Consider the following 26,308-nt stretch of genomic DNA (forward strand, 5'->3'; position numbering starts at 1 on the left):
CAACCTTGCGGTTGCGAGGTGGTGTCTAGAAGGGCGCGGGGGGCAGTTCAAGCGAAAAACCCACCCGCGCCCGACTATTTATCATTCGTCGATTTAGCTGTCGTCTTTGTCATCATCGGAGGAGGCATCGGCCAACTCGTCCAGGCTTACGGTATCCTCGTCGTCATCGTCGTCGAGCACATCGTCGCCAAGATCGGCGTCGCCATCATCATCATCGCTATCATCGTCGAGAACGACTTCGCCATCCTCGTCTTTATCGGTGTCTTTGTTTTGCGCATCGGGTTTGTCTGCAGTCATTGTACGTGACTTGGTCCCGGTTACGCTCTCCAGAGAAAACTCATGCTCACATGATGGGCACACCATGGGATCATTTTTCAGGTCGTAGAACCGGATCGAGCAGCTTGGGCAAACGCGTTTAACGCCCCATTCTTCCTTGGGCATAATCGTCCTCTTTCATCGGTGCAGCCAATATCGGCACACATGCGGTTGAATAGCAGAATTGCAGCCAGTTGCCACATGGGGAAAGGCGTGTCAAAGGCTTTCCCTGTATTGTACCTTTCAATGGCCCTTTGGTCACGCTACCTTTGGGCCAAAGCATCAAAATGCAGGCACATATTCCATGTCCGAGACTATTCAGCTGGGCCACCCCCCGATTGACGTGACGTTGAAGCATTCAACGCGGGCGCAGCGGCTGTCCTTGCGGGTTTCAGGCGTGGACGGGCGGGTGTCGTTGACCCTGCCGCGCCGTGCTTCCATGCGAGAGGCACAAGAGTTTCTGCGCGCCAAAGAAGACTGGATCAGATGCCATCTGGACCGCCAGCCCGATGCTACCTTGATAAGTTGCGGCGCGGTGATCCCTGTCGAGGGCCACCCGCGCCTGATTGCCGAGACCAAAACCCGCGCCGTTAAACTTATGGACGACCACTTGCTGGTTCCCCTCGGCACCGAGCGTGCTGGCGAAGACCGGACCGGACCTCGCGTGCGCGCATTCCTCAAAAATTTGGCGCGTGACCGGCTGGCCGAAGCCAGTACGCGCTATTCAACCCAGTTGGGCCGCCCCTTTGGCAAGTTAACCCTGCGCGACACCCGATCGCGGTGGGGGTCCTGCACCTCGGAGGGCAATCTGATGTATTCGTGGCGCCTGATTCTCGCCCCGCAAGAGGTGCTGGACTATGTTGCCGCCCACGAGGTGGCCCATTTAGCTGAAATGAACCACAGCGCAGCCTTTTGGGCCGAGGTGGCAGGCCTGTTGCCCGCCTACGAGGCCCCGCGCAAGTGGCTGCGCACCCACGGCGGCGGGCTGCATCGCTATCAGTTTTAAACCAATACGTGTAATCGCCGGACGCCCCCCCTTTAAGGCGTTCGCAGCTCCATAAACTCTAGCCGATTGCCAAATGGGTCCGTGGTGAAAAACCGCCGCCGATCCTTCAGCAAATCGTCCCATTCGACGCGGTAGCCTGCGGCGTCCAGAGCCGAGGCGATACCATCAAGCCCAGTGATCAAAAAACACGGATGCGCTTTGTGCGCGGGGGAGAAATCTTGCTCAACCCCAAGATGCAACTCCGCCCCATCTAGCTCAAACCAAACACCACCGCGCTTGGCAAGCTCTGCGGGTTTGGGTAGCTCTTTTAGCCCCAGAGTATCCCCCCAAAATGCGCGGCAAACGGCGTCTTGCCCCTTTGGGATTGCCAGTTGAACGTGGTCGATGCGAAAGCCCATGTGTAAGCCCTGCCTTTTGTCTGCCTCTACGCTGGCAAGCCTACATCCAAACACAGTCTACTTCAAAAGAGTTGTATGAGATAAAAAAGGACGCTCAGCTCCGCACTAAAGTATTGTGCGCACAACCTCGCCTAAAGTTATGGCTCACTGGGTAACCGGAGCCAAGCGTCCCTCATCACACCGGCAAAATAGCCGATGCAACCTCTGTGGCACTCCGGGCCAAAGGCCCGTGGCTGCCGTTACCCGCCTCCCCATAAAGGCAGTGTTTTATGGTCTCCCAAGCGGGCCTTTAGGTGAGCGTCTTTAACACCATCACCCGTGTTGAAATTCTGTGGCTCCAAGGCGGTAAAGGCATCTTGACCATCCGCCAGCGCGCGCACCATTTTGCGTGCGGCCTGTGGTGCGGCCCCCGATGTTCCCACCAGCAATGAGCGCGACCCGCTGCGCACCCCTTGGCCCACAGATCCGGGGCGATTGGGGCTACGATCCGATACCGCGCATACCTCCACTGGACTGCCCCACGGCTCTGGCCCAGCGCCACCATTGCGCAGCCCGCTGCCCGAGGAATAGCCCGCGGGTTTGCCGTTGCTTTGCACATAGCCGCCGACCCGCGTGGTCAGCGCCGCATTGGCCACCCCGTTCAGGCTGCCAAAACCGCGCACCAGCGCGAGCGGATGCTTGAACTGCTCTAAAGACGGCTTATTGCTGGCGGGTTTATCCAGCTCGCGCAGATAACTTTGTTGGCCGCCCGTTTTCAGCTCTGCCGGATCATCATCACGCTGCACCCAGATGTTAATAAAGCTGTCCGCAGGCAAACTATCCGCCGTTGAGGTCCGCCGCAGGGTGATTTTCCACTCGCCCGATGGGGCCCAGCGGTAGGTTTCATCATCGGGGCGCAACGGCATCGTCGGAGCCAGCGCCACCATCGCGCGCCACCGCGAGCCGCGGTTCAGATCAACAGACATCTGGCCGACTGCCGCACCTCCCACACGAAGATCCAAGAATGCTCTCTCGTCTCCGCGTGGGAAGAGCGGGTCGCCCCGCAAAGCCAGGGAAGGCGCTACGTCAAAACTGACGCCGCGTGGCGGGGTAACCTCGAATGTGTAATCTTTGGCCTCTAACCCCTCGGGCAGCCAGACTTCCAAGTAACTAGACGTGCGATCCTCAGGCAGCACTTGCCACCCGATCGAGGCCGCATCATCAACAAAACTTGCCTCGTCAAACTGGGCATGCAGGTCATCCTTGAAGGTGTTGCCAGACGGCATAACCAGATAGGTCGGGGCCAAGGCGCGGCGCTTCTCAAGCAACTCTTGCATGGCACTGTCCATCTCGGATTGGCCATCATGACGCCCGCCCGACCAGCCGTAGGAAAAATTCACCACCAACGGCAGCTCGGCCACACCTGCGGCGTCAGCCACACGTTTTGCGCGCTCGAAAATATAGTGCAGCGCCGAGAGCATATACATCTCTTTGCCAAACCCGGAGGTGTCCCACGCGATGGTATTTGGCAGTTGAACCGCGATGATCTCGATGTCGTCTTGCGCTGGTTCCTCAACGCCTGCCAAGGTCGGTCCCGCCGCCATCGACAGCACATGTGCCCCATGCGTCGTGCCGCGCGCCAGATAGGTGCCAAGCTCTGGTAAATCCCGATCAATCGCTCCGGCTGCGTGGTAAAGCGCATCCTCATGCGCGCCATGATCAGAAATCAACGCATCAATCTGCCCGTTGCTCAGCTCGCGCCCGAACGGCACTGATCCAGCGCCCGGACTGCGTGCCGATTGCAGCCAGCAATGGCTCATGCGGGTCTTGCCTGCCGCGTTCAAATACGCCCGATTGGCAAAGGGCAACCCGTCGTCAATCACCGCAATAATCGCCTTGGGTGGCGTGGTTGGGGCCACATACCCCTCCACCGCGCGCGACGCATCATAGTCCTGCGTCCATGCAGCGGGGTTGATCGGGAAGTTCACACGGTAGCGCGGATGGCGGTCATTATCTGGATGCGCATCCTCGACCATTTGGGCAAACAGCTCCAGCAAATGTGCGATGATCGCGGCAAGGCCCGACAATGGCACCTCTGGCACCGCATCTGGATCAAAAAAGCAAAACGGGCGGGTTTTCAGCGCCGTGCCGTGGTTCCACAACGGTGGATACCGCAACTCGATGCGCTCAACCGGCGCGCCCGGCTCGGCCCGAAAGCGCAGCTTGGACGGGTCAGGCAGCGGCGCATCACTGTCCATCAGGGCCGTAAAATAGCGCGAGGTCCGATCCCGAATAGCGGGAAATGTGAAGGGGCGACCAAGATCGTCGCCGAACACCCAGCGCTCGTAGGGACCAGTATATTGCTCAATGCGCCCGTGCATGACGCTAAACCGTCGGCCCAGCGCCGTCATTGGCGTGGCTCTCGGTTAAGGCTTTGTCCCACAACCACTTGAACAGGTCTGACTGGCTCGATTGCACCGCCGCGCCCACGCTCACGCCATAATCTGTTGTCGGCGTATCGCCATCCAACAACACCTCAAGCTCGTCACCAAAGAAGTCGGTATCCGTCGCCGCATAGCTAACCTGCTTAGACGAATGCGCCACCCCGCAGCGGCCCAAAATGGCCCCTGCAACGGCTTGCCCCAATACGGCCCCGGCCCAGCTATCCATCGGATAATGCACACCAGCCACCGTGCGATTGACCGAGATACGCTCGGCAAGTTTGCGCACCAGTTTTTTGCGGTCTGCGTTGTCGGCATGGCTACCCCAAGCGTCCATCAGAGCCAGCAAAACGGTCATGACCGAATGCGCCTCGGTCGCATGGGCGGACGGGAACGCGCCGTGACCCGGCGTGGCAATCATCGGCAAAATGCGGGTGTCCACTTGGTCAGGCCGCCGAATGGCCAGCGCGTGTTTCGCCATCATCGCCACATGGGCCGACATCAGTTGCGTCACGGTAATCAGCTCCAGCGTGAAGCGGTGTTGCGCCGGGTGCATGGCCAAAATCATTGCGAAATAATCCGTGGGAAAGCCCAGTTGCGACTGAATTTCAGCCCCGCGATCCGCCCGTAAGTCGGCGTAATCGCGCACATATTTCGCCTGTGACGCCATCAGGGCCTCGGATGGGCGCGTGATTGACACCAAGTTCCCGCCCTCAAAACCGATCGAGGTCGTATCCCCTGCCACGTTGACATCAAGGTCCTTGATAAAGTCCGTCAGGTACAGTGATCCGCGCACCCAATCGGCAGAACGGGACATGTTATTTGTAGAGTTCGCAGGCAGATGCGTCGGCACAGGCGCGTCGCCGCTGGCGGTCACATGCGCGATGCCCTCGGCGGTCGTTTGCAGACCAACGGCGGTCAGCCCGTCGTAAGCTCCGACAGCGCCAGCCCCAAGGAAGCCGCCAAGACCAGAGCCACCAATGCCGCCAATGCCACCGATCCCTCCGATGCCACCAATTCCTCCGATACCGCCAATGCCACCGATCCCCCCGATGCCGCCAATACCACCGATCCCGCCAATGCCACCGTATCTTGCCATGTCAGTCCTACCTTTATGTTACTGGAACGCCAGCGGCCTTTAACGCCGTCACCGCCCGTTGCCCAATTACGCGCCCCGAAGACGGGTGCGCTTTGGCATAGTCATTCAATCGAAAGCCGGGTTGCCGGCGCATCAGGTCGGAAGCCGCCGCACGGGCCTCGTCGCCACGATCCAAGAAATGCAATGCTATGATCTTAGCGCGCAAAGTCGACAAATGCCGATCATTATACGCAAGCGACCGATCGGCCAGTTCCAGCGCGCGATCATAGTTTTCAGCAGCCAAATAGGCCGTACTGGACAGGCTGTCATAGTAGTAGCCAAACGGGTCAATTGGCGACAAGCCTCGGGCTTTCTCGGCAGCCACGATAGCGTTCGGCCCCTCGTCTTGGAACGCCAAAAGCGCGCCGCGCAACAGCCACGACAGGCTCTCGTTGGGGTTGATATCAATGGCGGTGTCGTAGCGCTGACTGGCCACATCCATCCGCTGCATCAGGTTGTTATGCGCGAACCCGTCTATCACCAGCGAGAACGAGCTGTCCGGATTAATATCAAGCGCCCGCGACGACGAATCCAGCGCCTTTTGCGTGTCGCCTGCTTTGTCTGTCGTCCACCCGTTAAACACGCTCAACACGTACCACTTGGCCAGCCACGCATGGGTCTCGGCCACCAATGGCGCACGCGACACGGCCTCTTCCAGCAAGGTGCGAGATTTGGCAAAGTCGCGGAACGTCGGGCGGTGCATCAGGGACACGCCGCCAATAACCAGATGGTGGTCTTCCAGTTCAGGCACCGGGCGGTCGTTGATGTAGGCAATGGCCTCGTCCGCAATCGAGCGCCCGATGGATTTCACCACGCCCTCCAGCCCCGATGCCACCTCGTCCCAGAATTGCGACATTGGCCCGGCGATTTGGCGGGTCCATAAGATGTTGCCGTCGCGGGCATCAACAAAGTCCATATCCACGATCACCCGGCCACCCATATCGCGAATGGAGCCGGTAACGAAATAATCCACGTCCAACTCTTGACGCACATCATGCATATCCGTTGTGCGCGCCGCCAAGGCGCGACTAGACAGGTGGGAAATGACCGACAACAGGTTCGAGCGCGACAGCGAGCGGCACACTTCCTCAGCCATCCAGTCGCCCAGAACCCGCAGGTTATCGCCACCCATTATCCGCTGAAATGGCAGGGCGGTGATGCGCGGCAAGGGCCGACCCAACTCGGTGCGTGGCGTGGTGCGGAAAAGACCTGCGATCTGGCTCTCGTCGGCGCGAACCGATGCGACCCACTCCTCAAAGCCATTATCGCGAATGCCGATCCCCTCAAGGAAAGTGCCAGCTCCCGGCGCGCCAAGGAAATTCACTTTCGAGAGGTCCAACTCCACGTCGCTATTCGTACATTTAATAAAATTGTCGAAGTCAGCCCCCAAAAGGCTGCGTAAATCCGACAAAGCGCGGCGCAAATTCTGCCGCCCGCCGTCGTAGCAGGAAGACCCCCACAGCGTTTGCTGCAAGTATGCCCGCGTGCGGCGCCCAAGCGGCGCAGTCGCCAACAGCGCGAATAACGCCCGATGCTTGGCGCCCTTCACCTCCACCCCAGCGGATTCTGCCACGCGAACAACGCACGTCCCGAATAATGATATGTCGAGTTTATTGGTCACACAAACCCAGCCTTCCCTGAGGGTAAGCCTAACAAGGTATCGCCAATGACGCCAAGACCTTCACACTTTTTTCACATGTGGCCCCTCATAGGGGTTGCTACCTTAGCCACAGTATTTGTTGTTACGGAGCCATGCATGATGCCGCTGAAAAAGGGGCCTAAGCCTATTACTGATTTGCTTGATTTTTACGACCAATGGCCAAATTTGCGTGGCCCAATGAACGCCCTAAGCAGGGACGACAGCCTAAGCGATGAGCTGCGCGAAACCCTGTCATGGTTAATCTTGCTGGCAGACCGTGTCGGGCCCGCCGATCTGCGCGACTAATATCTGTCGCTTGCTGGGCAACGGCACCCGCGCTAAAGCTCGTGCATGTCCATTGCCTTGCTCCGCACTTTCATTGTCGTAGCCGATACTGGCAGCTTTGCGGCGGCATCAGAGCGTGTGCATGTCTCGCAAGCCGCCGTCGGACAACAAATGCGGCGCCTTGAGGATTTGCTAGGCGCGCCACTTTTTGACCGTCGCGCCAAACCTCCAAGCCTTACACCGCTGGCGTTATCCCTTATTCCAAAGGCCCGCAAAGCCATCTCTAGCTATGACAGCTTGATCACAAACGCCTCGGGCGAGGCCGCTCTGACAGGTACATTGACGTTGGGTGCGGTGCCCTCGGCTCTGCACGGCTTGGTGCCGATGGCTTTGAAAAGGCTGCTCAAAAGCACCCCGACATTGCAAGTGCGCGTCCTGCCCGGCCTGTCACATGACTTAAGCCAACAAGTCGATCGCGGCACCATCGACGCTGCGATCACCTCGTCTCTGGCCGCCCCCTCAGCGCGTTATCAAAGCTATCACATCGCCCACGAACCCTTGGTGCTCATCACCGCCCCCGACGCGCCTGACCTACCACCACGAGAGCTGTTGCGCAGCCTTCCCTACATCCGCCACACCCGCCACACCGCCGCCGGAAAAGTTGCTGAAAACTGGCTGGTTCGCAATAGAATCGAGGTCCAAAGCAGCATGGAATTGGACTCGTTGGAGACCGTCGCCAGCGTGGTTTCTCATGGGCTTGGTGTCTCGGTTGTGCCTGATATTTGCGTTCCCGACCCGACATTTACCGGTTTGCGCCGAATTCCGCTGAACGCGCCCGGTCGTGATATGTGCCTGTTGATTCGGTCTGATTGCCCCAAAATCCCATTAATTGAACGACTCATGGAGGAACTCGCGGCAACCGCCTCCGATCATAAAGATAAACTTCACATACCCTAAATATTTAATGATTTGACCTGTCTTATTCTTTAGTTCAATCCGCAAGACATACGATCAAAAGGAGGCCACCACATGTCGGTTCATGACACCATCATCGACGGCTTTGTGCAAAACAAAGTCGAGTTTATTACCACCGTACCGTGCAAACAGCTTGGTGGCGTGATCGAGGCGGCAGAGGCCCACCCCGACATTTACCACATCCCCTCCAACAAAGAAGACGAGGGCATGGGCCTGTGCGCGGGGGCCTATATGGGTGGCAAACGCTCGGCCATTATCATGCAAAACACCGCCATCGGGGTGACAATCAACACGCTGGTGACCTTGATCCAATACTACCGAATGCCCCTGCCGATGCTGATCTCGTATCGTGGTGAATTGGGCGAGCCGGTGGCCTGTCAGGCCGAGATGGCCGTGCACACCAAAGCCCTATTGGCACAGTTGAATATCCCGACCTACCACTTCCACCGCCGCACAGACGTGGACGAGTTCGACAAGATTTTAAAATACACTTTCATGTGCAACAAACCGGTCGCTATCCTGACGGATGCATCCTTCTGGGGAGGTTACTAAAATGATCCGCTCTGACATTCTCAAACAACTGATCCCGGTCATTTCCGACACGTTAACCATCTGCAACATCGGGCTACCCAGTCAGGAAATGCACATGATCGACGACCAGCCGACCAACTTCTACATGCTCGGCACCATGGGTCTGGCGTCCTCCATCGGTCTAGGTTTGGCCTTGGCGCAAAAGGAAAAAGTGTTGGTGATTGACGGGGACGGGTCGGTGTTAACCAACATGGGAACCCTGCCCACCATCGCCAATAATGTGGCTGATAACTACGTGTTGCTGATTATTGACAACGGCTCTTACGGCTCCACCGGCGACCAGCCCACCTATGCGGGCAAGCTGACATCGCTATCGGAAGTGGCGCGTGCTTGTGGCTGCAAAAACGTGGTTGAGTGCCCCGCTGACGGCACCGCAGAGGCGGTCAAAGCCGCGTTGGCGGGCGACAAGATGACCGTGATCGTATCCAAATGCGACAGTGGCAATATCAAGGTTCCCGTGATCACCATGGACCCCGTTGTGATCCGTGACCGCTTCATGAAAACCGTCGCCGCGCGCAACGCCTAAAGCGGCTTATAGCTAATGGAACGACGCCTTATGCGCGTCAAAAAGCTGGGCAATGCGGCGAAAAACCTTGCGAATATGGGGCGTCGCACTGCCATCTTGGTGCATCACCAGCCATTGGGTGTGGTCAATTGAGGTGATCGCCTTTGAACAGGCGCGCAACCGCGGCTCATTGGCCCCGATGAACCGCGGCAAGATGCAAAGCCCGCCCCCTGCGCAAGCCGCTTCCAGCACCGCTTGCGGGGTATCGCAGACCAGCTTTGCCGTGGCTCCGATGCGCTGCCGGATCCAAAACGAAGAGGTCCCCGTGCCGCCGGATTTCGACGGAACGATCCAGTCACAATCCGCGTAGCGCTCATCGGTAAATGCGCTTGGGTTCGCCGCGCAATACTCTGGCGCGCCGTAGATATCAAAACTAACCTGCCCAATTCGTTTCCGCTTTAGCTCACCCTGCTCTGGGGCCTTATTGCGCATCGCAATATCCGCCTCGCGCCGCGTAAGGTTCAGAAAATTTGCCCCCGTCAGCAGCTCTATCCGGGGCGCGGCAGGGCCGGAGGCAAAACTGCTCAAGTGCCGCGACAGGAAAACACTGGTCCAAAACCCAGCCGTCACCCGCACCACAGGGCGTTGGTCCAGTTGCGCGCGCCACGCCTGAATGCCTTGCGATTGCCCCGCCATTTCCTGCACCCGACCCAGCAGGTCGCGTCCCTGCGAGGTCAGCAGATAGCCCGCAGGGGTTCGCTCAAAAAGCTGAAGGCCTATCACGTCTTCAAGGTGACGCATCCGGCGGCTAAGCGTCGGCGCGCTGGAGCCGGTGACAGAGGCCGCAGCCGCCAGACTACCTTCTTGGGAAACCGCTAAAAACAGGCGAAAGTCATCCCAATTATGTATTTCATTTTTGAAAGTCATATTTCGATCTTTAATATCGTTCAGGGCAAAATTCCAGGATAGGTAAATCAAATAACTCAGGTTTTATAGCAATATCTAAACATAAAGGCTTTCACAAAAAGACTTCTGAATACCAAAAACAAGGATAGATACACCATGCCGAGCCTCCACACTATTGCCGTTACGTTTAAGGCAAAGCCCAACCTCCTCAGCGATTTTCGCAAGATGATGCAATCCGTTAAGGTCGATTTACCCAAGGTGGAGGGATGTAAGTCCGTTCGCATTTTGACTGATATAGGCGATGCCTCAACGTTTCTATTGGTTGAGGATTGGCACTCTCAGGACGCTCACGCCACTCACATTGCGCGCCTGATTGAAGCTGGCGTGTGGAGCACATTGGAGGCAATGTTGCGCGAGCCGCCCAGCAGTATCACCCTGACTGATCTATGATAAAACAGCGGCTTGGAGTTTTGCGCCAAGCCGCCCACCCGTGCCATTAAGCCGTAAAACTATCGAAGGCTTTCAACGCCTTCGCCGAATAAGCATAAGACGGCCCGCCGCCCATATAGGTGGCCATCGCCAGTGCCTCACATAGCTCCGCGCGCGTGATACCCAGCCGGATCAGGGATTTTACATGGAACCCGATACAACTATCGCAGCGCGTCGCAATCGCGATGCCCAGCGCCATGATTTCTTTGGTTTTCTCGCTCAGCGCACCGCTTTTCTTGGCAGCCTTGCCCATCGCGTTGAACCCCGCAACCGTATCCGGAATTTCCGATGACAAGGCGCCGATATTGGCAGTCGTGTCCTCCATGAAAGCGTCCCAATCCATCTCACTCATCCTCTTTCATCCGATCCCATTTTACGCTCCAACCATCGCACGGCAGCGCTGATAATCAGCACCAGAACCAAGTATTCCACGATCAGCAGCGAGTAGATTTCCAGCGGGCGATATTCAGTCACCACCAACTCATTGGCGCGACGCGTTAATTCCTGCATCCCGATGACTGACGCGAACGCCGACATCTTCACGATATAGATAAACTGGTTCGCCAAAGGCGGCAAAATACGCCGGATCGCTTGCGGCAAAACCACGTAGCGCATCGTTTGCGCATAGGTCAGCCCGATGGTTTTAGCGGCCTCGGCCTGCCCCTTGGCAATACTTTGAATACCCGCTCGGTAAATTTCAGCTGTGAAGGCGCTGTCGGACAAAGCCAGCGTGATAATCGCCCCCCAAAACGGGTCAATGGTGACCTTGATGCCCATGGATTTGAACACGATCGGTAACCCGTAGAACACCCAAAACAGCATCGGCAACAGCGGGATCGCGCGGATAATCTCGACGTAAACTCGGTTAATCGCGCGGATGCCGCGACGCGCCGATAAACCCGGCAAAGCCACCAACAGACCCAACGCCATCGAGATGGACGCAGCAATCAACGACAGCAAAATCGTGGCGCCCATGCCGTTCACCAAGAACTTGATATTGATCCATCCAGTGGCCGTAGTGGGGTTGATCACATACCATCCCCAAATGTCGGACGAGCCACATCCCGACAGCGCCAAAAGCGCGACTAAAGAGAAAATTACCCGCATATCAGTGTTGCAAAATTTGGCGCAAAAATTTCTGAGTACGCTCAGATTTTGGCGCGTCAAAAAATTCAGATGCCGTGCCGGTCTCGACAATTTCGCCCTCGTCCATGAACACCATTTTGTCCGCCACTTTACGCGCAAATCCCATCTCGTGAGTGACGACAACCATGGTCATCCCCTCCTCGGCCAGCTCGACAATCACGTCGAGCACTTCAGAAATCATTTCAGGGTCCAACGCCGATGTCGGCTCGTCGAACAGCATGACTTTTGGCTCCATACACAGGCTGCGCGCGATCGCCACACGTTGCTGCTGCCCACCAGATAATTGACTTGGTCGCTTATGGGCCTGTTCTGGAATACGGACCCGCTCTAAGTATTCCATCGCGCGTGTTTGTGCATCATTGCGGCTCATACCCCGCGCCTTCATTGGCCCCAAAATTAAGTTTTCCAGCGCCGTCAGATGTGGAAACAAATTGAACTGCTGAAACACCATTCCGACCTCGGAGCGGATGGCATCCAGCGCTGCCGCACTGCCATCTTGCACCACGCCACCAATCTTGATCACGCCTTTTTGATGTTCCTCTAACCGGTTAATGCACCGCACAACCGTAGACTTCCCCGACCCCGACGGGCCGCAAATCACCACCCGTTCACCGGGCTTCACGCTTAAATCTATACCTTTGAGAACCTGAAAGTCGCCAAACCACTTGTCCACATTGATCATCTCGATCGCGTTTTGTGTCACACTCCCGCCTTCCGTTCCCGCCTACATATCGCCTTGAGGTTAGGGCGCAACTGCCCTTAACTTCAAGTCGCGTTAATGTGTATTGCCGCGCATAAAGCGCGCGCGCCTCGCGCACCAACAGTGGAGAACGTCCCAAGATGAAACAATTTGCAAACGCCCTCGCGGCGCTGGCTTTTGGCGCGGTTATGAGCACCGCCGCCATCGCCCAATCCGCCTTGAATGAAATCCTAGATAGCGGCACTTTGAAAGTCGGCACCACCGGCGACTGGAACCCGATGTCCGTGCGCGACCCCGCCACCAACAGCTATAAAGGCTATGACATCGACGTGATGAATGAGCTTGCCAAAGACCTTGGCGTCGAGGTTGAATTTGTCCCTACCGACTGGAAGACACTGGTCAACGGCGTCACCGCTGGCAGCTATCACATCACCGGATCTGCCTCGATCTCGCCTGCGCGCATGAAGGTTGCGGGCTTCTCAGAGAGCTACATTTCCGTTGAAATATTTCCGTTCACCTTGAAAGAAAACGCTGCCAAGTTTGACGGCTATGACAGCATCAACAAGGAAGGTGTTACCGTCGCCACCACGCTGGGCACCACGTTTGAGAGCCTCGCCAAAGAGTGGTTCCCAAACGCGGACATCAAAGTGGTTGAGGCCCCTGCGCGTGGCTACCAAGAGGTCATCGCGGGCCGCGCAGATGTGTTTATTACATCCAACATCGAAGGCTCCACGCTGAATAAAAAATTCCCGATTATGCGGGTAAATGGCGCTGGCCCCCGCGCGCCATCGCCCATCGCGATGCTGTTGCCACAGACAGATCAGGTTTGGATTAACTACGTCAACAACTGGGTCAAAGTGAAGAAAGCTCGTGGCTTCTTTGACGCGACCGCCGCGAAGTGGGGCCTGTAAGCCCAACCGCTTTCAATCGTTAGAATCTGATCAGGCCGCGCCATCACTGGTGCGGCCTGATTTATGTCTGCCGTGCGAAGCGCGCCAAATCAATTCCATGCCACTCATCAAAGCATTCCTCCGCCCGCAGCCCCTCTATCGGCGTCGGTTGATAGCCGCCCGTATAGTACGCAAAGGCCATGTTCCCCGCACGCGCAGTGCGAAAATCAGTGATACTATCACCGACATAAAGACACTCATCAACACCCACCCCCAAAGCTGCCACGGTGTGGAGCAATGGCACGGCATCCGGTTTTTTGACTGGCGTGGTATCGCCGCCAGTAATCACATCGAAATAACGCGTCAGATCCAACGCATCGCAAAGGTCACGCGCCGGACGCTCGGGCTTGTTGGTACAAATTGCCAGCGGCAAATCCAGCGTATCGAGCACCTCGCGCACTCCGCCAAACAGCCGCGTCAGTGTCGTCAGATCAGCCGCATAGGCACGATTCATCTCGGCGTAATGCGGCGCAAGGTTATCAGGCACGTCGCCGGTCGCCCGCAAAGCGCGCTCCACCAGTTTCTCGATCCCGTTGCCGATGAAACCGATCACTTGCTCCAAGCTCACCGGCGCACGGTTTGCATTGGCCAACATCACATTGGCTGCGGCGTGCAAATCAGGGGCGGAATGCACCAGCGTCCCGTCCAAATCAAAAATAACCGCCCTCATGCGAAACTAATCTGTGTTTTCATCGCGCACGAGCGATCCGAGGCGATCTCGAACGCCTCCACCGCATCCTTTAGCGGGAAGGTTTTCGTGATAAACGGCTTCACATCTATCAGTCCTTTTTGCATCAACGACACCCCGGTGGCGAATTCTTCATGGAAGCGGAACGAACCTTTCAAATTCAACTCCTTTGCTGTGACTGCCATCATCGGCAGGCTCATATCCCCGCTCAAGCCCAGTTGCACAATCATGCCACCGGGTCGCATCGCATGAATTCCTGCGGTTAACGCTGACACCGCGCCGGAGCATTCAAACTGCACATCAAACTGGCCTTTGTCGGTCATGTAGGGTGCCAGAGGCTTATCAGCTTTGGTGACATTGAAGGTCACATCTGCACCCGCCTCGTGTGCCATTTTCAGCGTGAAATCGGACATATCCGTCGCCACGATATGATCCGCACCAGCGCGACGCGCGGCAAGAATTGTCAACACACCAATAGGGCCGCACCCGGTAACAAGTACCGATTTACCAAGCAGTGACCCAGCTTGGCGCACCCCGTGCAAGCAAACGGCCAGCGGCTCCGCCATCGCCGCCTCTCCTGCGCTTAACCCGTTAGCGGGCACGCATTGGGACGCATCCGCGTTCAACATTTGGCTAAACGCACCTTGGATATGGGGGAATGGCATCGCCGAGCCGTAGAAGCGCATATTGAGGCATTGATTGGGCTGGCCCGCGAGGCAAAATTTGCAACTGGCGCATGGCCGCGACGGGGAGACGGCAACCAACTGGCCCACACTTAAGCCCGTGACGCCTTCACCCAACGCGGCAATGTGACCCGACACCTCATGGCCCAAAACCATCGGCTCGCGCAGCTTAATCGTGCCGAAACCACCGTGTTGATAGTAATGCAGGTCCGAGCCGCAAATGCCGCCCGCAGCCATAGCGATTTGCACTTCGCCGTGCTTTGGTGCTGCGGTTTCATGCTCTTCGATGCGCAAATCGCGCGGGGCGTGGATGACAAGTGACTTCATGCTTGCGCCTTTTCCAACTGGGAAATCTAGGCGCAAGCTAGGATGCTTTGGATCAGGCTGCCAGCCTAATTCGTGATCAACTCCGGCCCCATGATCAACGTCGGCAACCACGTGGACAGGAACGGAATGTAGGTGATCATGATCAAGAACACGACAAGGATCATCAAGAACGGCAGCGCCGCGCGGACAACCGCCATCATCGGCATTCCCGCCACGCCAGAGGTCACGAACAGATTCAAGCCAACGGGCGGGGTGATCATACCAATCTCCATATTAACCACCATGATGATGCCCAGATGGATCGGATCAATGCCTAACTCAATGGCAATCGGGAACACCAGCGGCGCCACGATAACCAACAAGCCCGAGGGCTCCATGAACTGACCACCGATCAGCAAGATCACGTTAACAATGACCAAGAACATGATCGGCCCAAAACCCGCATCCAGCATTGAAGCCGTAATTTGTTGCGGGATTTGCTCGTCGGTCAGCACATGTTTCAAGATCAGCGCATTGGCGATCACAAACATCAGCGTCACCGTCAAACGGCCCGCCTCGAACAGCGTGCGTTGCGTGTCTTTATGAAAGAACGCAGTGAACAGCGCTTGCGGCTTAGCCAGAAGCGAGATGTTAGCCTCACCGTCCGGCGTCGAGAGCGGCCCCATGTCGCGATACACGAAACACGCGATGATCCAGGCATAGACCGCAGCCACAGCGGCGGCCTCGGTGGGCGTGAACGCCCCGCCATAAATGCCACCCAGAATGATAACGATCAGGAACAAGCCCCAGCCAGCTTCCTTGCCTGTCTCGAAGATGCGCGTCCAGCCGGCCCACTCCCCTTTCGGCAGGTTTTTAACCCGCGCCATAACGTAGATGCCCGTCATCAACATCATCCCAGCCAATAGGCCCGGAATAACGCCCGCTAAAAACATCCGCCCCACGGAAACTTCCACAGCGGCGGCATAGACCACCATCACAATGGAAGGCGGGATCAAGATGCCCAACGTGCCTGCGTTACAAATCACGCCAGCCGCAAATTCTTTGGTGTAGCCGACCTTGCGCATCGCCGCGATCACGATGGAGCCGATCGCCACCACAGTTGCCGGGCTAGAGCCAGACAGCGCCGCAAACATCATGCACGCAAACACCGACGCGATGGCCATACCGCCGCGCAAATGCCCAACACAGGCAATCGAGAAATCAATGATCCGTCGCGCCACACCGCCCGTCGACATGAACGACGAGGCGAGGATGAAAAACGGGATAGCCAGCAAGGTGTAGTGGCCAGCAAAGGCCTCGAACAAGGTGCCTGCAACCGAGGCCATGGTTGCATCAGAGAACCACAGAAGGAACAAAACAGACGAGAAGCCCAGCGATACTGCGATAGGCACACCGATCAGCATAAAGCCAACAACCATGCCAAAAAGAAGGATAATTTCCATGATTTAGAGTTCCTTCAAATCAGCAGCAAGGCGCGCGGCGGCCTCTTCAACATCGTCTTCGGCCTCGTGGCTGACGATGAGCATTGAAATTTTTCCGGTCCACAGCGCGTAGGCGGCCTGAATAGAGCGCAGCAAGAACAGCGCCATAGAGAACGGCAAAACAAAATAGGGGATCAGGCGCGGTATTTTCTCGTATTCGTCGCCGTCATTGAACATGCCTTCAAGGAACCTCAGCACCTCCGGCACGGGAAGGTCATTGGTCTCATACCAGCCTTTGGCCCGAAACTTTTCTTCAAACCCTGTTGGGAACCAGCGCCCCTCGGTGGCGGGCAGATTGGCGAAGTTCGCCCAATAATCCCAGCTCCCTTTCAGCAATAAAAACGCAAAAGCGATGCAGGCGAGTGAGCCAAGGATGCCCAGAAATTTCTTAGTGGAAGGGGACACAATATTCAAAATCGCGTCGACCCCAAGGTGGGAGCCTTTTTTGACCGCATATGATGCGCCCAACAAGACCAGCCATGCGAACATGAAAACTGTCAGCTCAAGCGCCCATAGAATGTTCGAATTGAACACATAGCGCGCAACCACGTTGGCGAAGGTCAACACTGTCATCAGGCCCAACAGAACCGCGATGATGGTTTCCTCAATTGCGTCAATGAATGATCGAGTGGCCTGTGCCATCTGCATCCCTCCCCAAGTGCAGTAAAATAGGGGCACGGCGAGAGGTCCCGCCGTGCCGCAACGTGATTTACATCTCGTTGAATTTTTGTGCGGCAGCGATGTTGTCAGCGCCTACGTCGCCTTCAAACTGTGCCCAAACCGGCTTCATCGCATCGACCCATGCTTGACGCTGCTCGGCGTCCAACTGACGGATCACACCGCCCGCGGCTTCGATGTTGCCTTTGGCCTTCTCGTTGGTTGCAAAAGCTTCGCCGTTGCGCGCTTCAGTCACCTCAGACAAGATCGTCAGGAATTGGTCGCGCACATCGGCGTCCAACCCGTCCAACCAGTCAACGGAAGTCACGACCAAATAGTCGATGATGCCATGATTGGTTTCAGTGACGCCGTCTTGGACCTCAAAGAACTTCTTGCCGAAAATATTGGACCAAGTGTTTTCCTGACCGTCCACAACACCTTGTTGCAACGCGCCGTAAACTTCCGAGAACGCCATTTTCTGGGGCGAGCCACCGATAGCTTCCATTTGCGCGACCAGCACGTCTGATGGCTGCACGCGGAATTTCAGACCGTTCGCATCTGTTGGCAAAACCAGCGGTTTGCTGGCAGACATTTGCTTCATGCCATTGTGCCAAAATGCCAACCCCTGAAGGCCACGCTTTTGCATGGAGTCCTTCATCGCCTGACCGGTATCGGAGTTTTGGAACCCGTCAACAGCTTCAATGTCTTTGAACATGAATGGCAGATCAAACAGACGGAACTTCTTGGTGAAGCTCTCGAACTTGGACAAGGATGGCGCGGCCAATTGAACGTCGCCTTGCAGCATCGCCTCGAGGACTTTGTCATCATTATACAGCGTGGAGTTGCCGAACACTTCCATGCAGGCTTTGCCGTTCATCTCATCGTTCACGCGCTGCTCAAGCAGGGTGGCGGCAACGCCTTTAGGGTGCTTGTCCGTGTTGGTGACGTGGCTGAACTTGATTACGATTTCGCCTTCGTCACAAGCCGCAGCAGCGACCGACGGAACAAGGGCAACAGCGGCAACGCAGGCCGCTTTCAACAGAGTTTTCATGTGTATCCTCCCATAGGAATTTTATCGGACGGGGCCTCCCGCCGGACACGTAAAGCATTACAAGGCCTTTACTGTCGCGCAAGCGCGCTTGCCAAATTGTATTATTTTGATTTAAAAACATGTAGTTATACAGAAGCTAAGTCCACACACACTTTAAAAAGTGCGAAATTTCCGACTTTTTCCAGACGCGCACGTCAAAAATTGCGATATTCCGCACAAACCCACTGACGAATCGAGCCTTATGCCCCGCAGACCAAGCTCCATCGGCCTCCCTGCTTTTGTCGGCCTCTATCTGGCTCTCGCTATCGCCTTAGTGAGCGCCGCCTACCAATTGAGCTTCCGCGCTGGGCTGGACCGGCTTGAGGATTCAGGCGCCATCGTCGTGGAACAAGCCGCAGATCGCCTTATTGCCCAGTTAGAAAGCTACCGCGAACAGGCCGATTTTTTGGCCCGCCACCCAGATATTCCCGCGATGATCCAAGGCCGCTCTACCGCCGCGCGCACCTCTGAATTTTTATTGCGCATGGCCCTGACGGCAGGTGCACGAGAAATCCATGCCCTGAATTCGGCAGGGCATGTTTTGGCCTCCTCAACCTATGAAGACGCGCCAGAGTTCCTTGGCAGAGACCTTTCTGGGCGCGCCGATATTGTTGCCGCCAATACGGGCCGGATGGGGGTGTTTCATAGTGCCGATCCTGATGGCAAACGCAGCTACTACTTCGCCCGTGGCGTCTTGGGTGATGATGCAAGACCACAAGGCTTCGTCGTGGTCAAAGTCAATATGGACGAGCTGGAATCCGAGTGGCGCATCGACGATACTATCGTCACTTTCTTTGATGATGCTGGCGTGGCCTTTGTGTCAAACCGGCTGGGGTTGGCCCTGACCCGCGACGCAGCCTTGTCCCAAACGACTGCCATCACCACCAACTATGCCCACGCCCCGATCACGCCCTTTCCGACCTATAACATCACCCAAGGTGGCGGACGTACGCTTTGGCATTTTTCCGAGGCGCCAAACATGCCCTCACGCGCCTTGATCGTGTCGCGCGATGTGCCTTTGATCGACATGACCGCCCGCGCCTTCGTTGATATTCAACCCGCCGCAAACGAAGCCCGCTTGACCGCTGCCCTCACCGCCGCTTTGCTCTCACTCTTCGGATTGGGCTTTGCTATATTTGTGCAAGGTCGCGCTAGATTATCTGACCAACTCCGCTTGGAAGAGGCCGCGAATACCCAGCTCGAAGCGCGCGTGGCCACGCGCAACGCCCAGCTTCAACAGGCGCAAGACAACCTTATTCAGGCAAGCAAACTGACCGCATTGGGCCAAATGTCCGCCGGGATCAGCCATGAGTTAAACCAGCCTATTTCTGCCATCCAAAACTATGCCGAGAACACCAAGAAATTCATTGAACGTGGTCGCAATCCTGAGGCGCAGGAAAACCTCACGCGCATCTCCGAGCAGACCCAGCGTATGGGGCGCATCATTCATAACCTGCGCGGTTTTGCCCGCAAGGAAACCGAACCGCTGGAGCGGGTAAACGTGGGGACAGTTCTGGATGCATCCCTAGATTTTGCCACGCAGCGGGCCAAATCCGAGGGCGTCGTCCTTCAAGTCAGCACGCTGCCCGATATTTGGGTCGACGCGGGGCAGGTCCGCCTCCAGCAAGTGATCGTGAACCTGCTATCAAACGCCATGGACGCCATGTCTGACAGCCCCCGCAAAGAGATCAGCGTGACCCTCTCCCTGCGCCGCGGACAGGTGCAACTGGTTATAACAGACACCGGCCCCGGCTTGTCGGATATCGAGCGCGCCTTCGAGCCATTCTACACCACCAAAGACATCGGCGCATCCAAAGGGCTGGGTTTGGGCCTGTCTATCTCTTACGGCATCATCGGCAGTTTCAACGGCCTGCTCAGTGTCGAAAACCTTGAACATGGCGGCGCGGCCTTCACCATCAGCTTGCCTGCTTGCGCCCCTCAGGAGACCACGCAATGACCCCCAGCTTGCTACTGATCGAAGATGATGCAGCGCTTCGCACCTCTCTTACTCAAAGCTTCGAGTTGGAAGATATCACGGTCATCGCCGCCTCCAGCTATGTGATGGCCAAACCCCATATCACCCGCGACTTCACCGGGGTAATTTTATCCGACATCCGAATGCCGGGCAAAGACGGCTTCGATGTGCTCGCGCGCGCCCAAGAGGTGGACCCGGACCTTCCCGTCGTGCTGCTAACCGGCCAAGCGGATGTGCCAATGGCGGTGCGCGCCATGGCCGAAGGGGCCTATGACTTCCGCCAAAAACCCTGCCCGCCGGAGCAACTTCTGGAGGCGGTCACCCGCGCCATCGAGCACCGCCAACTGGTCTTGCGTTCGCGCCAGATGGAGCGCCAGTTGCAAGCTGGCGACGCCGCCGCAACCAACTTTCCCGGCACCTCGCTGCCTGTCGAGCGGCTGCGCAAGTCCTTGCGCCAAGCCGCGCCCCTTCCCGTGCATGTTCTGCTGCACGGGCTCGCTGGCTCTGGCAAACGGCTCGCCGCCCACACAATTCATTCCCTAGCCACCGATAAGCCGCGGTTTTTGGCGGTGTCACTGCGTGATACCTCTGTCGAGGCGCTTCAGGCCGTGGATATGACCAACCAGCCAACTGATCTGTCAGTCAAATCCTTCGAATGCGCCAATTCCGCGCAACAGGTCGCGCTCTTCGAGATGATGGAGCAATTTCCCAAGCTGCGCATTCTTGCCTCCTCCTCACTGTCGCTGAATAAGCTGCGTGAAACCGGGCTTCGCGATGACCTGTTTTATGCTTTGGAAGTCATGCAAATCGAGGTGCCGTCACTGGCGCGCCGTCGCAAGGATCTGGCCGTCGTTTTTGAGGGATTGGTGCGCCAAATCGTGCGCGGCATGAACGGCGACATGCCTGAAATTCCCGAGAGCCTAAACGCCCAGATTATTGCGCGCGACTGGCCAGATAACCTACCAGAGCTGCGCAACTTCGCCCGCAGCTTTGCCCTTGGCCTCAACGTGCAGGCCAATGCCGCCACCAGCGCCGAACTTGACCTGAGCGCGCAAATGAACGCTTTCGAGAAGCTCGTGCTGACTGATACGTTGCGCCGTCTGGGTGGCAAATCAGCTGCCGCGGCAGAGGCCTTGGGGTTGCCGCGCAAAACCCTCTACGACAAGCTGACCAAGCATGGGCTGCGTGCCAAGGACTTTCGAAACACCTAAGCCAGCACGCGCGCAAAACGCGTAAACTGACCCTCAAATGTCGCGAAAGACCCCTTGCCCGTGCACGCGATGGGGCAAAGGTCTAAGCAGAGCTTCGGAGGTGGAATGCACGACATCTGGGACGGCATAAAAGCGGCGATCTATCTGGTTGCCTCACTGGACCGGGATCTACTTGAGATCACTCTACGCTCGTTGCAAGTGACGCTCACTGCCGTGCTCGTCTCGTCACTTATCGCGCTGCCGTTCGGGGCGTGGCTGGCTATTCGCCGCTTTCGCCACCGCCGCGCCGCCATCGCCGCCCTCAATGCGCTGATGGGCCTGCCACCCGTCGTTGTCGGCCTTGTCGTCTACCTGCTTTTGTCGCGCTCCGGCCCGTTCGGCGTGCTCGGTTTATTGTTCACCCCCACGGCCATGATCATCGCGCAGGTGATCATCATCACACCGCTTATTGCCTCCATTGCGCATCAGGCGATCCGCGAATTATGGGCCGAATACCACGACCTCCTGATCTCGCTCAACACCACGAGTTCGCAACGCATCCGCACGCTGGTCTGGGACGGGCGGCGCGCGCTGATCACCGCCTCGCTCGCGGGGTTCGGGCGCGCAATAGGCGAGGTCGGCGCGATCATGATTGTGGGCGGTAATATCGACCACTCCACCCGCGTTCTCACCACCGCAATTGCGCTGGAAACCGGCAAAGGTGACTTCGCGCTGGCCCTTGGGTTGGGCTTCGTGCTGATCACCCTATCCCTGTTCGTCAGCCTCACGACCCACACCCTAAGCCGCACAGAACGCGAGGGGCGATGGTGAGCAATATCCTGCCTCTGAAATTGATAAACGCCAAGGTTTCGCGGCGCGGCAAGGTCCTGATCGGCCCTGTTGACCTGAGCATTCCCGCCGGCGGCATGACGATTGTGCTCGGCCCTAACGGCTCTGGCAAAACCACCTTGATGCGCGCGATGCACGGGCTGCAACGCCTCAGCGAAGGCTCCGTTGAATATGCCACCGACGCCAAAACCGCCCGCGAGGCGCAGGCGTTTGTATCACAACAACCGATTATGATGCGCCGCTCTCTGCGCGACAATCTCACCTACCCGCTGCGCCTGCTTGGCACCCCAAAACACGCGGCCAATGCTAAGGCTGAAAACTGGGCCAAACGGATCGAGCTAAGCCACGCCCTAGAGCGCCCTGCCCCCATGTTGTCAGGTGGCGAGCGCCAGAAAGTTGCCCTTGCCCGCGCCCTGATCCGCGCACCGGAGCTGGTGTTCCTAGACGAGCCTTGCGCCAATCTCGACGGCCATTCCACCCGTGAAATCGAGGGCATCCTTCAAGCCGAGCGCGACGCAGGCACCACCCTCGTGATGTCCAGCCATGACCTTGGCCAAGCCCGCAGGCTCGCCACACGCGTAGTCTTTATGTTGAACGGTTTGGTCCACGAAGATACTCTGGCAAAAGCGTTTTTCAACGCCCCAAAGACAGCCGAGGCCGCCGCATTCCTTAAAGGGGATATCGTATGACCCGCCTCTTCACCCTCGCGCTCTTTGCCGCCATGTTCCTGCCCTTTGGCGCCACGGCCGACACCATAAGGATGGCTGTAACAACCTCGTTTTACCACTCAGGCCTGTCCGATATTTTACACCCCGCTATCAAGGAAGATACCGGCCTCGACGTGCACCTCTTGGTCGTTGGCACGGGTCAGGCGTTGCGCTTGGGCGAGGCCGGTGATGTGGACGCCATCTTGGTTCATTCACGCAAAGCCGAGGACGCATTTATAGCGCATGGTTATGCCACGCACCGCCGCGAGATCATGTATAATGATTTCGTTATCATAGGCCCAAAAACAGACCCCGCCGGGCTCATGGCTGCGCATGATGCCACGGATGCACTGCATAAAATCGCCAAAGCCAAAATCGCATTTGTAAGCCGCGGCGATGACAGCGGCACGCATAACAAAGAGCTGTCCCTATGGGCCAAAGCAGGCTTAGACACCGAAAAATTCGGTCCGTGGTATAACGCTGTCGGCGCAGGCATGGGGGGCGCATTAAACACCGCCGTAGGTATGGGCGCGCACATCATATCGGACCGCGCAAGTTGGCTAAACTTCGACAATAAAGCAGAGTTTTCGATCCTGTTCTCTGGTGATCCGGTGCTGCTCAATCAATACGCTTACCTGCCGGTAAATCCCGCCAAACACCCCCATGTGAAAAATGATTGGGCTCTGATTGTGGAAGATTGGCTAACCAGCGACCACGCCAAATCGCTGATCAATGGCTACACGATCAACGGTGAGGCATTGTTCACCTTCAATGCAAAATAAGATGCCGCTGTGCTAAGGAAATTTAACTTCACATTTCATACAAACAGGGACATATCTGATAAGTAATGCTGCGTCTTTGACAGACCGGAAAGACACTTATGTCTGTTATCTTGTTCCGCTTCAACGAGGGTAAAGTTTATCTAAGCTATTTTTAGATCCTTCTCCACAATGCGATGCTCCGTAGTCCGGCCTCAGTAGTATGTCGTCATCCTGTATCCGCGCTGGAAATACATTCTTGCCAAGGTTACAGGCTTGCCCTCTCTCCAAGTGGCTCGTTCACTGGCGAAAACTGCATCCCCGGCTTGAATCTGTAAAAACTCTGACATTCCAGTATCAGCAGAGGTCGCAAAAAAGCTGATTTCTGCGTTACTAAAAGGAACCTGCCGAACAAGCCATTCATTCGGGCTTTCCTGTTCAAACGTCGTACTGTCGATTTCCGGGACCGCCGCGCAGTTGATCCAGCGATTCTCAAACTGATAGGGCGCGCTTCCAGAATAATGCATACAGCGCACATAGACAACTTGTGCATTGTGCGCCAAATCCAGACGCGCACAAAGCCAATCGGGGGCCTTTATCTGATGCTGGGAAACAAGGCGATACCGGTATACAGAACCAGATGATTCAACCTCATTTCGTATCAGTGGAATCTCAAATCGGGCACTGCGCAATGGCGACATGCGAACCCGCGTCCCTACTTTGCGTTTGCGTTCCAGCAATCCTTCGTCGGACAACTCCTGCATCGCACGATTGACAGTGGTACGTGCGCAGCCGAATTCCTCAGCCAAAGCAATCTCTCTTGGCAGCAGGTCACCCGGGCCCCAGGTGCGATCCCGCAGGCGTTCCAAAATTTCCTCTTTAACCTCTCGAAATCCTGTCCTATTCGCGCCTGCCATAAGGCCCTCCTGCATATGTCTTCAAAAACCACTTAAAGCATAGACTTATCATTATCAAAGAGGATTGCTTCTCACCTAGAGACGGTCCGCCAGCTTTTTCATGGTTCTTTGGAAACGGGTGGTGATTCTGGCACCATCAACATGGTGGCCCTCTCTGACGCAATGTCTGCCTGCGGACCAAAGGTCGGTCACAACATCGTCGCCAGCTACAAATATCAGCCCGTCTAACAACCGCTCTTGTGGCACGGCACACAAGCTAGCGGCGGCACTGTTAATCGCCACGATGTCAGCCAGTGCACCAGGTTGTAATCGCCCTGCCTTGCGGCCCAAGGCCCGCGCACCGCCTATTGCGGCCCCCCGATACAACGTGTTGCCGACAGAAGAGCCATCCTCTGTAAGCACATTTCGCGACAGATTCCGCAGCCTTTGCGAGTACTCCAGCATCCGCAATTCCTCGGTAAGCGAAATGCGCACGTTCGAATCCGAGCCGATGCCAAACGCCCCATTTGCAGCCAAGTAGACAGGTCCGTTAAACGGTCCATCGCCCAAATTGGCCTCAGTAATCGGGCATAGGCCCGCAACCGCACCCGATGTCGCCATGGCAACGGTTTCCGCCTCCGTCATATGGGTGGCGTGGATCAAACACCAGCGACTGTCCAGTGACGCATTGTTCATCAGCCATTCGACTGGGCGCGCGCCCAACCAATCCTGTATCTGCTGCACCTCTGCCGGCTGTTCGGCAATGTGAATATGGATAGGATCGTCAGGCCGCATCGTCTGCGCCTGCGTCAAACCAACAAGATCGACCGCGCGAAGTGAATGGGGCGCAACCCCAAGCCGTGCGTCATTTGGCAGGCCACTCATCCCTCTTGCCGCCGCATCAAGCAGCGTTGCAAACCTGTCCGGATCATTCCCGAACCGCAACTGGCCACCGTTAAGCGCAGCCCGCTCGGCGCCGCCGTAGGTGTAAAGCACAGGCAAATGCGTCAAGCCGATGCCGGTTTCCCGCGCCGCCTCGAATATTCCCAAAGAGGTTTCCGCCAGGTTATTATATGTGTTGCCACCCGGTTGATGATGCACGTAGTGAAATTCTCCCACCGAAGCGTATCCCGCCTCTTGCATCTCCAAATAGACCTGCGCGGCGATGGCTTTCATATCGTCTGGCGTCAGATAATCCAGAAAGCGATACATCAGGCTGCGCCATGACCAGAAGCTATCGCGCCCCGCGTTGCGATACTCGGTCAGCCCAGCCATTGCTCGTTGAAAGGCATGGCTATGGAGATTTCCTAGCGCGGGCAGAATAGTATCTACGCAAGTATCCCCAGACTGTGGCGCAGCATCGCACACCAAAGTCTCAATCTCACTCCCCCTTAGAGTAACGCGCACATTTTCGCCCCACCCATCTGGCAACAATGCTTGTTTTGCGAAAATCATAGCGCTTTCTTTTTGTATGGACATAAATACATGTATTCCATACATTAATCTCTACATCAAGCATGAGCTGTCCGGGGAGAAGATATGCA

General features: G+C 56.7%; 28 protein-coding genes. 12 read left to right on the forward strand and 16 right to left on the reverse strand.

What is annotated here, in order from left to right; genetic code table 11:
• Nucleotides 1-93 precede the first annotated feature (93 nt).
• Complete coding sequence (locus AC3Y7R_RS00860; RefSeq protein WP_490040113.1) at nucleotides 94-441, reverse strand: TIGR02300 family protein; 348 nt, start codon at nucleotides 439-441, stop codon at nucleotides 94-96.
• Nucleotides 442-619: 178 nt separating this feature from the next.
• On the opposite strand from AC3Y7R_RS00860, the gene AC3Y7R_RS00865 reads away from it, so the two are divergent.
• Nucleotides 620-1,321 carry a M48 family metallopeptidase gene (locus AC3Y7R_RS00865; protein WP_490040114.1) on the forward strand — a complete coding sequence of 234 codons (702 nt, stop codon included), beginning with the start codon at nucleotides 620-622 and terminating at the stop codon, nucleotides 1,319-1,321.
• Between the two features lie 32 nt (nucleotides 1,322-1,353).
• Here the strand turns inward: AC3Y7R_RS00865 and AC3Y7R_RS00870 are convergent, their stop codons facing one another.
• The 4 genes from AC3Y7R_RS00870 to AC3Y7R_RS00885 form a co-directional block, all read right to left on the reverse strand.
• Nucleotides 1,354-1,719, reverse strand: coding sequence for a VOC family protein (locus tag AC3Y7R_RS00870; RefSeq protein ID WP_490040115.1), 366 nt, complete (start codon nucleotides 1,717-1,719; stop codon nucleotides 1,354-1,356).
• 239 nt (nucleotides 1,720-1,958) lie between these two features.
• Nucleotides 1,959-4,109: a S8/S53 family peptidase gene (locus tag AC3Y7R_RS00875; protein ID WP_490040116.1), complete on the reverse strand. Its 2,151-nt coding sequence runs from the start codon at nucleotides 4,107-4,109 to the stop codon at nucleotides 1,959-1,961.
• On the reverse strand, nucleotides 4,084-5,238 hold the full coding sequence (locus tag AC3Y7R_RS00880; RefSeq protein ID WP_490040117.1) for a phosphatase PAP2 family protein: 1,155 nt from the start codon (nucleotides 5,236-5,238) through the stop codon (nucleotides 4,084-4,086). The genes AC3Y7R_RS00875 and AC3Y7R_RS00880 overlap by 26 nt, the downstream gene beginning before the upstream one ends.
• A 13-nt stretch (nucleotides 5,239-5,251) precedes the next feature.
• Nucleotides 5,252-6,850: a tetratricopeptide repeat protein gene (locus AC3Y7R_RS00885; protein WP_490040118.1), complete on the reverse strand. Its 1,599-nt coding sequence runs from the start codon at nucleotides 6,848-6,850 to the stop codon at nucleotides 5,252-5,254.
• A 183-nt stretch (nucleotides 6,851-7,033) separates the two neighbouring features.
• Here AC3Y7R_RS00885 and AC3Y7R_RS00890 point away from each other — a divergent pair, with 183 nt between their 5' ends.
• The 4 genes from AC3Y7R_RS00890 (at nucleotide 7,034) to comE (ending at nucleotide 9,293) form a co-directional block, all read left to right on the forward strand.
• Entirely contained in the window at nucleotides 7,034-7,222 is a 189-nt protein-coding gene (locus tag AC3Y7R_RS00890; RefSeq protein WP_490040119.1) for a hypothetical protein, read from the forward strand.
• A gap of 57 nt (nucleotides 7,223-7,279) precedes the next feature.
• On the forward strand, nucleotides 7,280-8,158 hold the full coding sequence (locus AC3Y7R_RS00895; protein WP_490040120.1) for a LysR substrate-binding domain-containing protein: 879 nt from the start codon (nucleotides 7,280-7,282) through the stop codon (nucleotides 8,156-8,158).
• Between the two features lie 72 nt (nucleotides 8,159-8,230).
• Nucleotides 8,231-8,728 carry a sulfopyruvate decarboxylase subunit alpha gene (locus AC3Y7R_RS00900; RefSeq protein ID WP_490040121.1) on the forward strand — a complete coding sequence of 166 codons (498 nt, stop codon included), beginning with the start codon at nucleotides 8,231-8,233 and terminating at the stop codon, nucleotides 8,726-8,728.
• Between the two features lies 1 nt (nucleotide 8,729).
• Nucleotides 8,730-9,293 carry a sulfopyruvate decarboxylase subunit beta gene (gene comE, locus AC3Y7R_RS00905; RefSeq protein WP_490040122.1) on the forward strand — a complete coding sequence of 188 codons (564 nt, stop codon included), beginning with the start codon at nucleotides 8,730-8,732 and terminating at the stop codon, nucleotides 9,291-9,293.
• A 12-nt stretch (nucleotides 9,294-9,305) separates the two neighbouring features.
• On the opposite strand, the gene AC3Y7R_RS00910 is transcribed toward comE, so the two are convergent.
• Complete coding sequence (locus AC3Y7R_RS00910; protein WP_490040123.1) at nucleotides 9,306-10,199, reverse strand: LysR family transcriptional regulator; 894 nt, start codon at nucleotides 10,197-10,199, stop codon at nucleotides 9,306-9,308.
• A 135-nt stretch (nucleotides 10,200-10,334) separates the two neighbouring features.
• On the opposite strand from AC3Y7R_RS00910, the gene AC3Y7R_RS00915 reads away from it, so the two are divergent.
• On the forward strand, nucleotides 10,335-10,628 hold the full coding sequence (locus AC3Y7R_RS00915; RefSeq protein ID WP_490040124.1) for a putative quinol monooxygenase: 294 nt from the start codon (nucleotides 10,335-10,337) through the stop codon (nucleotides 10,626-10,628).
• Between the two features lie 46 nt (nucleotides 10,629-10,674).
• Here AC3Y7R_RS00915 and AC3Y7R_RS00920 read toward each other — a convergent pair whose 3' ends face one another.
• Genes AC3Y7R_RS00920 through AC3Y7R_RS00930 form a run of 3 tightly spaced genes read right to left on the reverse strand, consistent with a single transcriptional unit; the run spans nucleotide 10,675 to nucleotide 12,516 of the window.
• The gene (locus AC3Y7R_RS00920; protein ID WP_490040125.1) at nucleotides 10,675-11,010 is read right to left on the reverse strand and encodes a carboxymuconolactone decarboxylase family protein; all 336 of its coding nucleotides are present in this window, start codon (nucleotides 11,008-11,010) and stop codon (nucleotides 10,675-10,677) included.
• A gap of 5 nt (nucleotides 11,011-11,015) precedes the next feature.
• Entirely contained in the window at nucleotides 11,016-11,774 is a 759-nt protein-coding gene (locus AC3Y7R_RS00925) for an amino acid ABC transporter permease (RefSeq protein WP_490040126.1), read from the reverse strand.
• 1 nt (nucleotide 11,775) lies between these two features.
• Nucleotides 11,776-12,516: an amino acid ABC transporter ATP-binding protein gene (locus tag AC3Y7R_RS00930; protein WP_490040127.1), complete on the reverse strand. Its 741-nt coding sequence runs from the start codon at nucleotides 12,514-12,516 to the stop codon at nucleotides 11,776-11,778.
• A 137-nt stretch (nucleotides 12,517-12,653) separates the two neighbouring features.
• On the opposite strand from AC3Y7R_RS00930, the gene AC3Y7R_RS00935 reads away from it, so the two are divergent.
• Nucleotides 12,654-13,424, forward strand: coding sequence for a transporter substrate-binding domain-containing protein (locus tag AC3Y7R_RS00935; RefSeq protein ID WP_490040128.1), 771 nt, complete (start codon nucleotides 12,654-12,656; stop codon nucleotides 13,422-13,424).
• Nucleotides 13,425-13,485: 61 nt separating this feature from the next.
• Here AC3Y7R_RS00935 and gph read toward each other — a convergent pair whose 3' ends face one another.
• From gph to AC3Y7R_RS00960, 5 genes are all read right to left on the reverse strand, one after another.
• Nucleotides 13,486-14,133, reverse strand: a complete 648-nt coding sequence (gph, locus tag AC3Y7R_RS00940) for a phosphoglycolate phosphatase (protein WP_490040129.1) — start codon at nucleotides 14,131-14,133, stop codon at nucleotides 13,486-13,488.
• A complete protein-coding gene (locus AC3Y7R_RS00945; protein WP_490040130.1) occupies nucleotides 14,130-15,161 on the reverse strand; it encodes an L-idonate 5-dehydrogenase in 1,032 nt (343 codons plus the stop codon). The genes gph and AC3Y7R_RS00945 overlap by 4 nt, the downstream gene beginning before the upstream one ends.
• Nucleotides 15,162-15,226: 65 nt before the next feature.
• Nucleotides 15,227-16,603, reverse strand: coding sequence for a TRAP transporter large permease (locus AC3Y7R_RS00950; protein WP_490040131.1), 1,377 nt, complete (start codon nucleotides 16,601-16,603; stop codon nucleotides 15,227-15,229).
• 3 nt (nucleotides 16,604-16,606) lie between these two features.
• Complete coding sequence (locus AC3Y7R_RS00955) at nucleotides 16,607-17,284, reverse strand: TRAP transporter small permease (protein WP_490040132.1); 678 nt, start codon at nucleotides 17,282-17,284, stop codon at nucleotides 16,607-16,609.
• 67 nt (nucleotides 17,285-17,351) lie between these two features.
• Nucleotides 17,352-18,350, reverse strand: coding sequence for a DctP family TRAP transporter solute-binding subunit (locus AC3Y7R_RS00960; RefSeq protein WP_490040133.1), 999 nt, complete (start codon nucleotides 18,348-18,350; stop codon nucleotides 17,352-17,354).
• 241 nt (nucleotides 18,351-18,591) lie between these two features.
• Here AC3Y7R_RS00960 and AC3Y7R_RS00965 point away from each other — a divergent pair, with 241 nt between their 5' ends.
• From AC3Y7R_RS00965 to AC3Y7R_RS00985, 5 genes are all read left to right on the forward strand, one after another.
• Nucleotides 18,592-20,346 (forward strand): sensor histidine kinase, encoded by a 1,755-nt coding sequence (locus tag AC3Y7R_RS00965; protein WP_490040134.1) that lies wholly within the window; start codon nucleotides 18,592-18,594, stop codon nucleotides 20,344-20,346.
• Nucleotides 20,343-21,575 carry a sigma-54-dependent transcriptional regulator gene (locus AC3Y7R_RS00970; RefSeq protein WP_490040135.1) on the forward strand — a complete coding sequence of 411 codons (1,233 nt, stop codon included), beginning with the start codon at nucleotides 20,343-20,345 and terminating at the stop codon, nucleotides 21,573-21,575. Before AC3Y7R_RS00965 ends, AC3Y7R_RS00970 begins: the two co-directional genes overlap by 4 nt.
• A 105-nt stretch (nucleotides 21,576-21,680) precedes the next feature.
• Nucleotides 21,681-22,385, forward strand: coding sequence for an ABC transporter permease (locus AC3Y7R_RS00975; RefSeq protein WP_490040136.1), 705 nt, complete (start codon nucleotides 21,681-21,683; stop codon nucleotides 22,383-22,385).
• A complete protein-coding gene (locus tag AC3Y7R_RS00980; RefSeq protein ID WP_490040137.1) occupies nucleotides 22,379-23,092 on the forward strand; it encodes an ATP-binding cassette domain-containing protein in 714 nt (237 codons plus the stop codon). Before AC3Y7R_RS00975 ends, AC3Y7R_RS00980 begins: the two co-directional genes overlap by 7 nt.
• Nucleotides 23,089-23,892: an ABC transporter substrate-binding protein gene (locus AC3Y7R_RS00985; protein WP_490040138.1), complete on the forward strand. Its 804-nt coding sequence runs from the start codon at nucleotides 23,089-23,091 to the stop codon at nucleotides 23,890-23,892. Before AC3Y7R_RS00980 ends, AC3Y7R_RS00985 begins: the two co-directional genes overlap by 4 nt.
• A gap of 191 nt (nucleotides 23,893-24,083) precedes the next feature.
• On the opposite strand, the gene hutC is transcribed toward AC3Y7R_RS00985, so the two are convergent.
• The gene (hutC, locus tag AC3Y7R_RS00990; protein ID WP_490040139.1) at nucleotides 24,084-24,785 is read right to left on the reverse strand and encodes a histidine utilization transcriptional repressor HutC; all 702 of its coding nucleotides are present in this window, start codon (nucleotides 24,783-24,785) and stop codon (nucleotides 24,084-24,086) included.
• Nucleotides 24,786-24,860: 75 nt separating this feature from the next.
• On the reverse strand, nucleotides 24,861-26,219 hold the full coding sequence (locus AC3Y7R_RS00995) for a formimidoylglutamate deiminase (protein ID WP_490040140.1): 1,359 nt from the start codon (nucleotides 26,217-26,219) through the stop codon (nucleotides 24,861-24,863).
• Nucleotides 26,220-26,308 lie beyond the last annotated feature (89 nt).

The organism is Litoreibacter sp., from assembly GCF_058136045.1.

What these genes read in the sequence shown, in the direction of transcription:
- AC3Y7R_RS00860 (WP_490040113.1), bottom strand. Translation starts at nt 441, where the DNA reads ATGCCCAAGGAAGAATGGGGCGTTAAACGCGTTTGCCCAAGCTGCTCG.
- AC3Y7R_RS00865 (WP_490040114.1), top strand. Translation starts at nt 620, where the DNA reads ATGTCCGAGACTATTCAGCTGGGCCACCCCCCGATTGACGTGACGTTG.
- AC3Y7R_RS00870 (WP_490040115.1), bottom strand. Translation starts at nt 1,719, where the DNA reads ATGGGCTTTCGCATCGACCACGTTCAACTGGCAATCCCAAAGGGGCAA.
- AC3Y7R_RS00875 (WP_490040116.1), bottom strand. Translation starts at nt 4,109, where the DNA reads ATGACGGCGCTGGGCCGACGGTTTAGCGTCATGCACGGGCGCATTGAG.
- AC3Y7R_RS00880 (WP_490040117.1), bottom strand. Translation starts at nt 5,238, where the DNA reads ATGGCAAGATACGGTGGCATTGGCGGGATCGGTGGTATTGGCGGCATC.
- AC3Y7R_RS00890 (WP_490040119.1), top strand. Translation starts at nt 7,034, where the DNA reads ATGATGCCGCTGAAAAAGGGGCCTAAGCCTATTACTGATTTGCTTGAT.
- AC3Y7R_RS00900 (WP_490040121.1), top strand. Translation starts at nt 8,231, where the DNA reads ATGTCGGTTCATGACACCATCATCGACGGCTTTGTGCAAAACAAAGTC.
- comE (WP_490040122.1), top strand. Translation starts at nt 8,730, where the DNA reads ATGATCCGCTCTGACATTCTCAAACAACTGATCCCGGTCATTTCCGAC.
- AC3Y7R_RS00910 (WP_490040123.1), bottom strand. Translation starts at nt 10,199, where the DNA reads ATGACTTTCAAAAATGAAATACATAATTGGGATGACTTTCGCCTGTTT.
- AC3Y7R_RS00915 (WP_490040124.1), top strand. Translation starts at nt 10,335, where the DNA reads ATGCCGAGCCTCCACACTATTGCCGTTACGTTTAAGGCAAAGCCCAAC.
- AC3Y7R_RS00920 (WP_490040125.1), bottom strand. Translation starts at nt 11,010, where the DNA reads ATGGATTGGGACGCTTTCATGGAGGACACGACTGCCAATATCGGCGCC.
- AC3Y7R_RS00925 (WP_490040126.1), bottom strand. Translation starts at nt 11,774, where the DNA reads ATGCGGGTAATTTTCTCTTTAGTCGCGCTTTTGGCGCTGTCGGGATGT.
- AC3Y7R_RS00935 (WP_490040128.1), top strand. Translation starts at nt 12,654, where the DNA reads ATGAAACAATTTGCAAACGCCCTCGCGGCGCTGGCTTTTGGCGCGGTT.
- gph (WP_490040129.1), bottom strand. Translation starts at nt 14,133, where the DNA reads ATGAGGGCGGTTATTTTTGATTTGGACGGGACGCTGGTGCATTCCGCC.
- AC3Y7R_RS00945 (WP_490040130.1), bottom strand. Translation starts at nt 15,161, where the DNA reads ATGAAGTCACTTGTCATCCACGCCCCGCGCGATTTGCGCATCGAAGAG.
- AC3Y7R_RS00950 (WP_490040131.1), bottom strand. Translation starts at nt 16,603, where the DNA reads ATGGAAATTATCCTTCTTTTTGGCATGGTTGTTGGCTTTATGCTGATC.
- AC3Y7R_RS00955 (WP_490040132.1), bottom strand. Translation starts at nt 17,284, where the DNA reads ATGGCACAGGCCACTCGATCATTCATTGACGCAATTGAGGAAACCATC.
- AC3Y7R_RS00960 (WP_490040133.1), bottom strand. Translation starts at nt 18,350, where the DNA reads ATGAAAACTCTGTTGAAAGCGGCCTGCGTTGCCGCTGTTGCCCTTGTT.
- AC3Y7R_RS00965 (WP_490040134.1), top strand. Translation starts at nt 18,592, where the DNA reads ATGCCCCGCAGACCAAGCTCCATCGGCCTCCCTGCTTTTGTCGGCCTC.
- AC3Y7R_RS00970 (WP_490040135.1), top strand. Translation starts at nt 20,343, where the DNA reads ATGACCCCCAGCTTGCTACTGATCGAAGATGATGCAGCGCTTCGCACC.
- AC3Y7R_RS00975 (WP_490040136.1), top strand. Translation starts at nt 21,681, where the DNA reads ATGCACGACATCTGGGACGGCATAAAAGCGGCGATCTATCTGGTTGCC.
- AC3Y7R_RS00980 (WP_490040137.1), top strand. Translation starts at nt 22,379, where the DNA reads ATGGTGAGCAATATCCTGCCTCTGAAATTGATAAACGCCAAGGTTTCG.
- AC3Y7R_RS00985 (WP_490040138.1), top strand. Translation starts at nt 23,089, where the DNA reads ATGACCCGCCTCTTCACCCTCGCGCTCTTTGCCGCCATGTTCCTGCCC.
- hutC (WP_490040139.1), bottom strand. Translation starts at nt 24,785, where the DNA reads ATGGCAGGCGCGAATAGGACAGGATTTCGAGAGGTTAAAGAGGAAATT.
- AC3Y7R_RS00995 (WP_490040140.1), bottom strand. Translation starts at nt 26,219, where the DNA reads ATGATTTTCGCAAAACAAGCATTGTTGCCAGATGGGTGGGGCGAAAAT.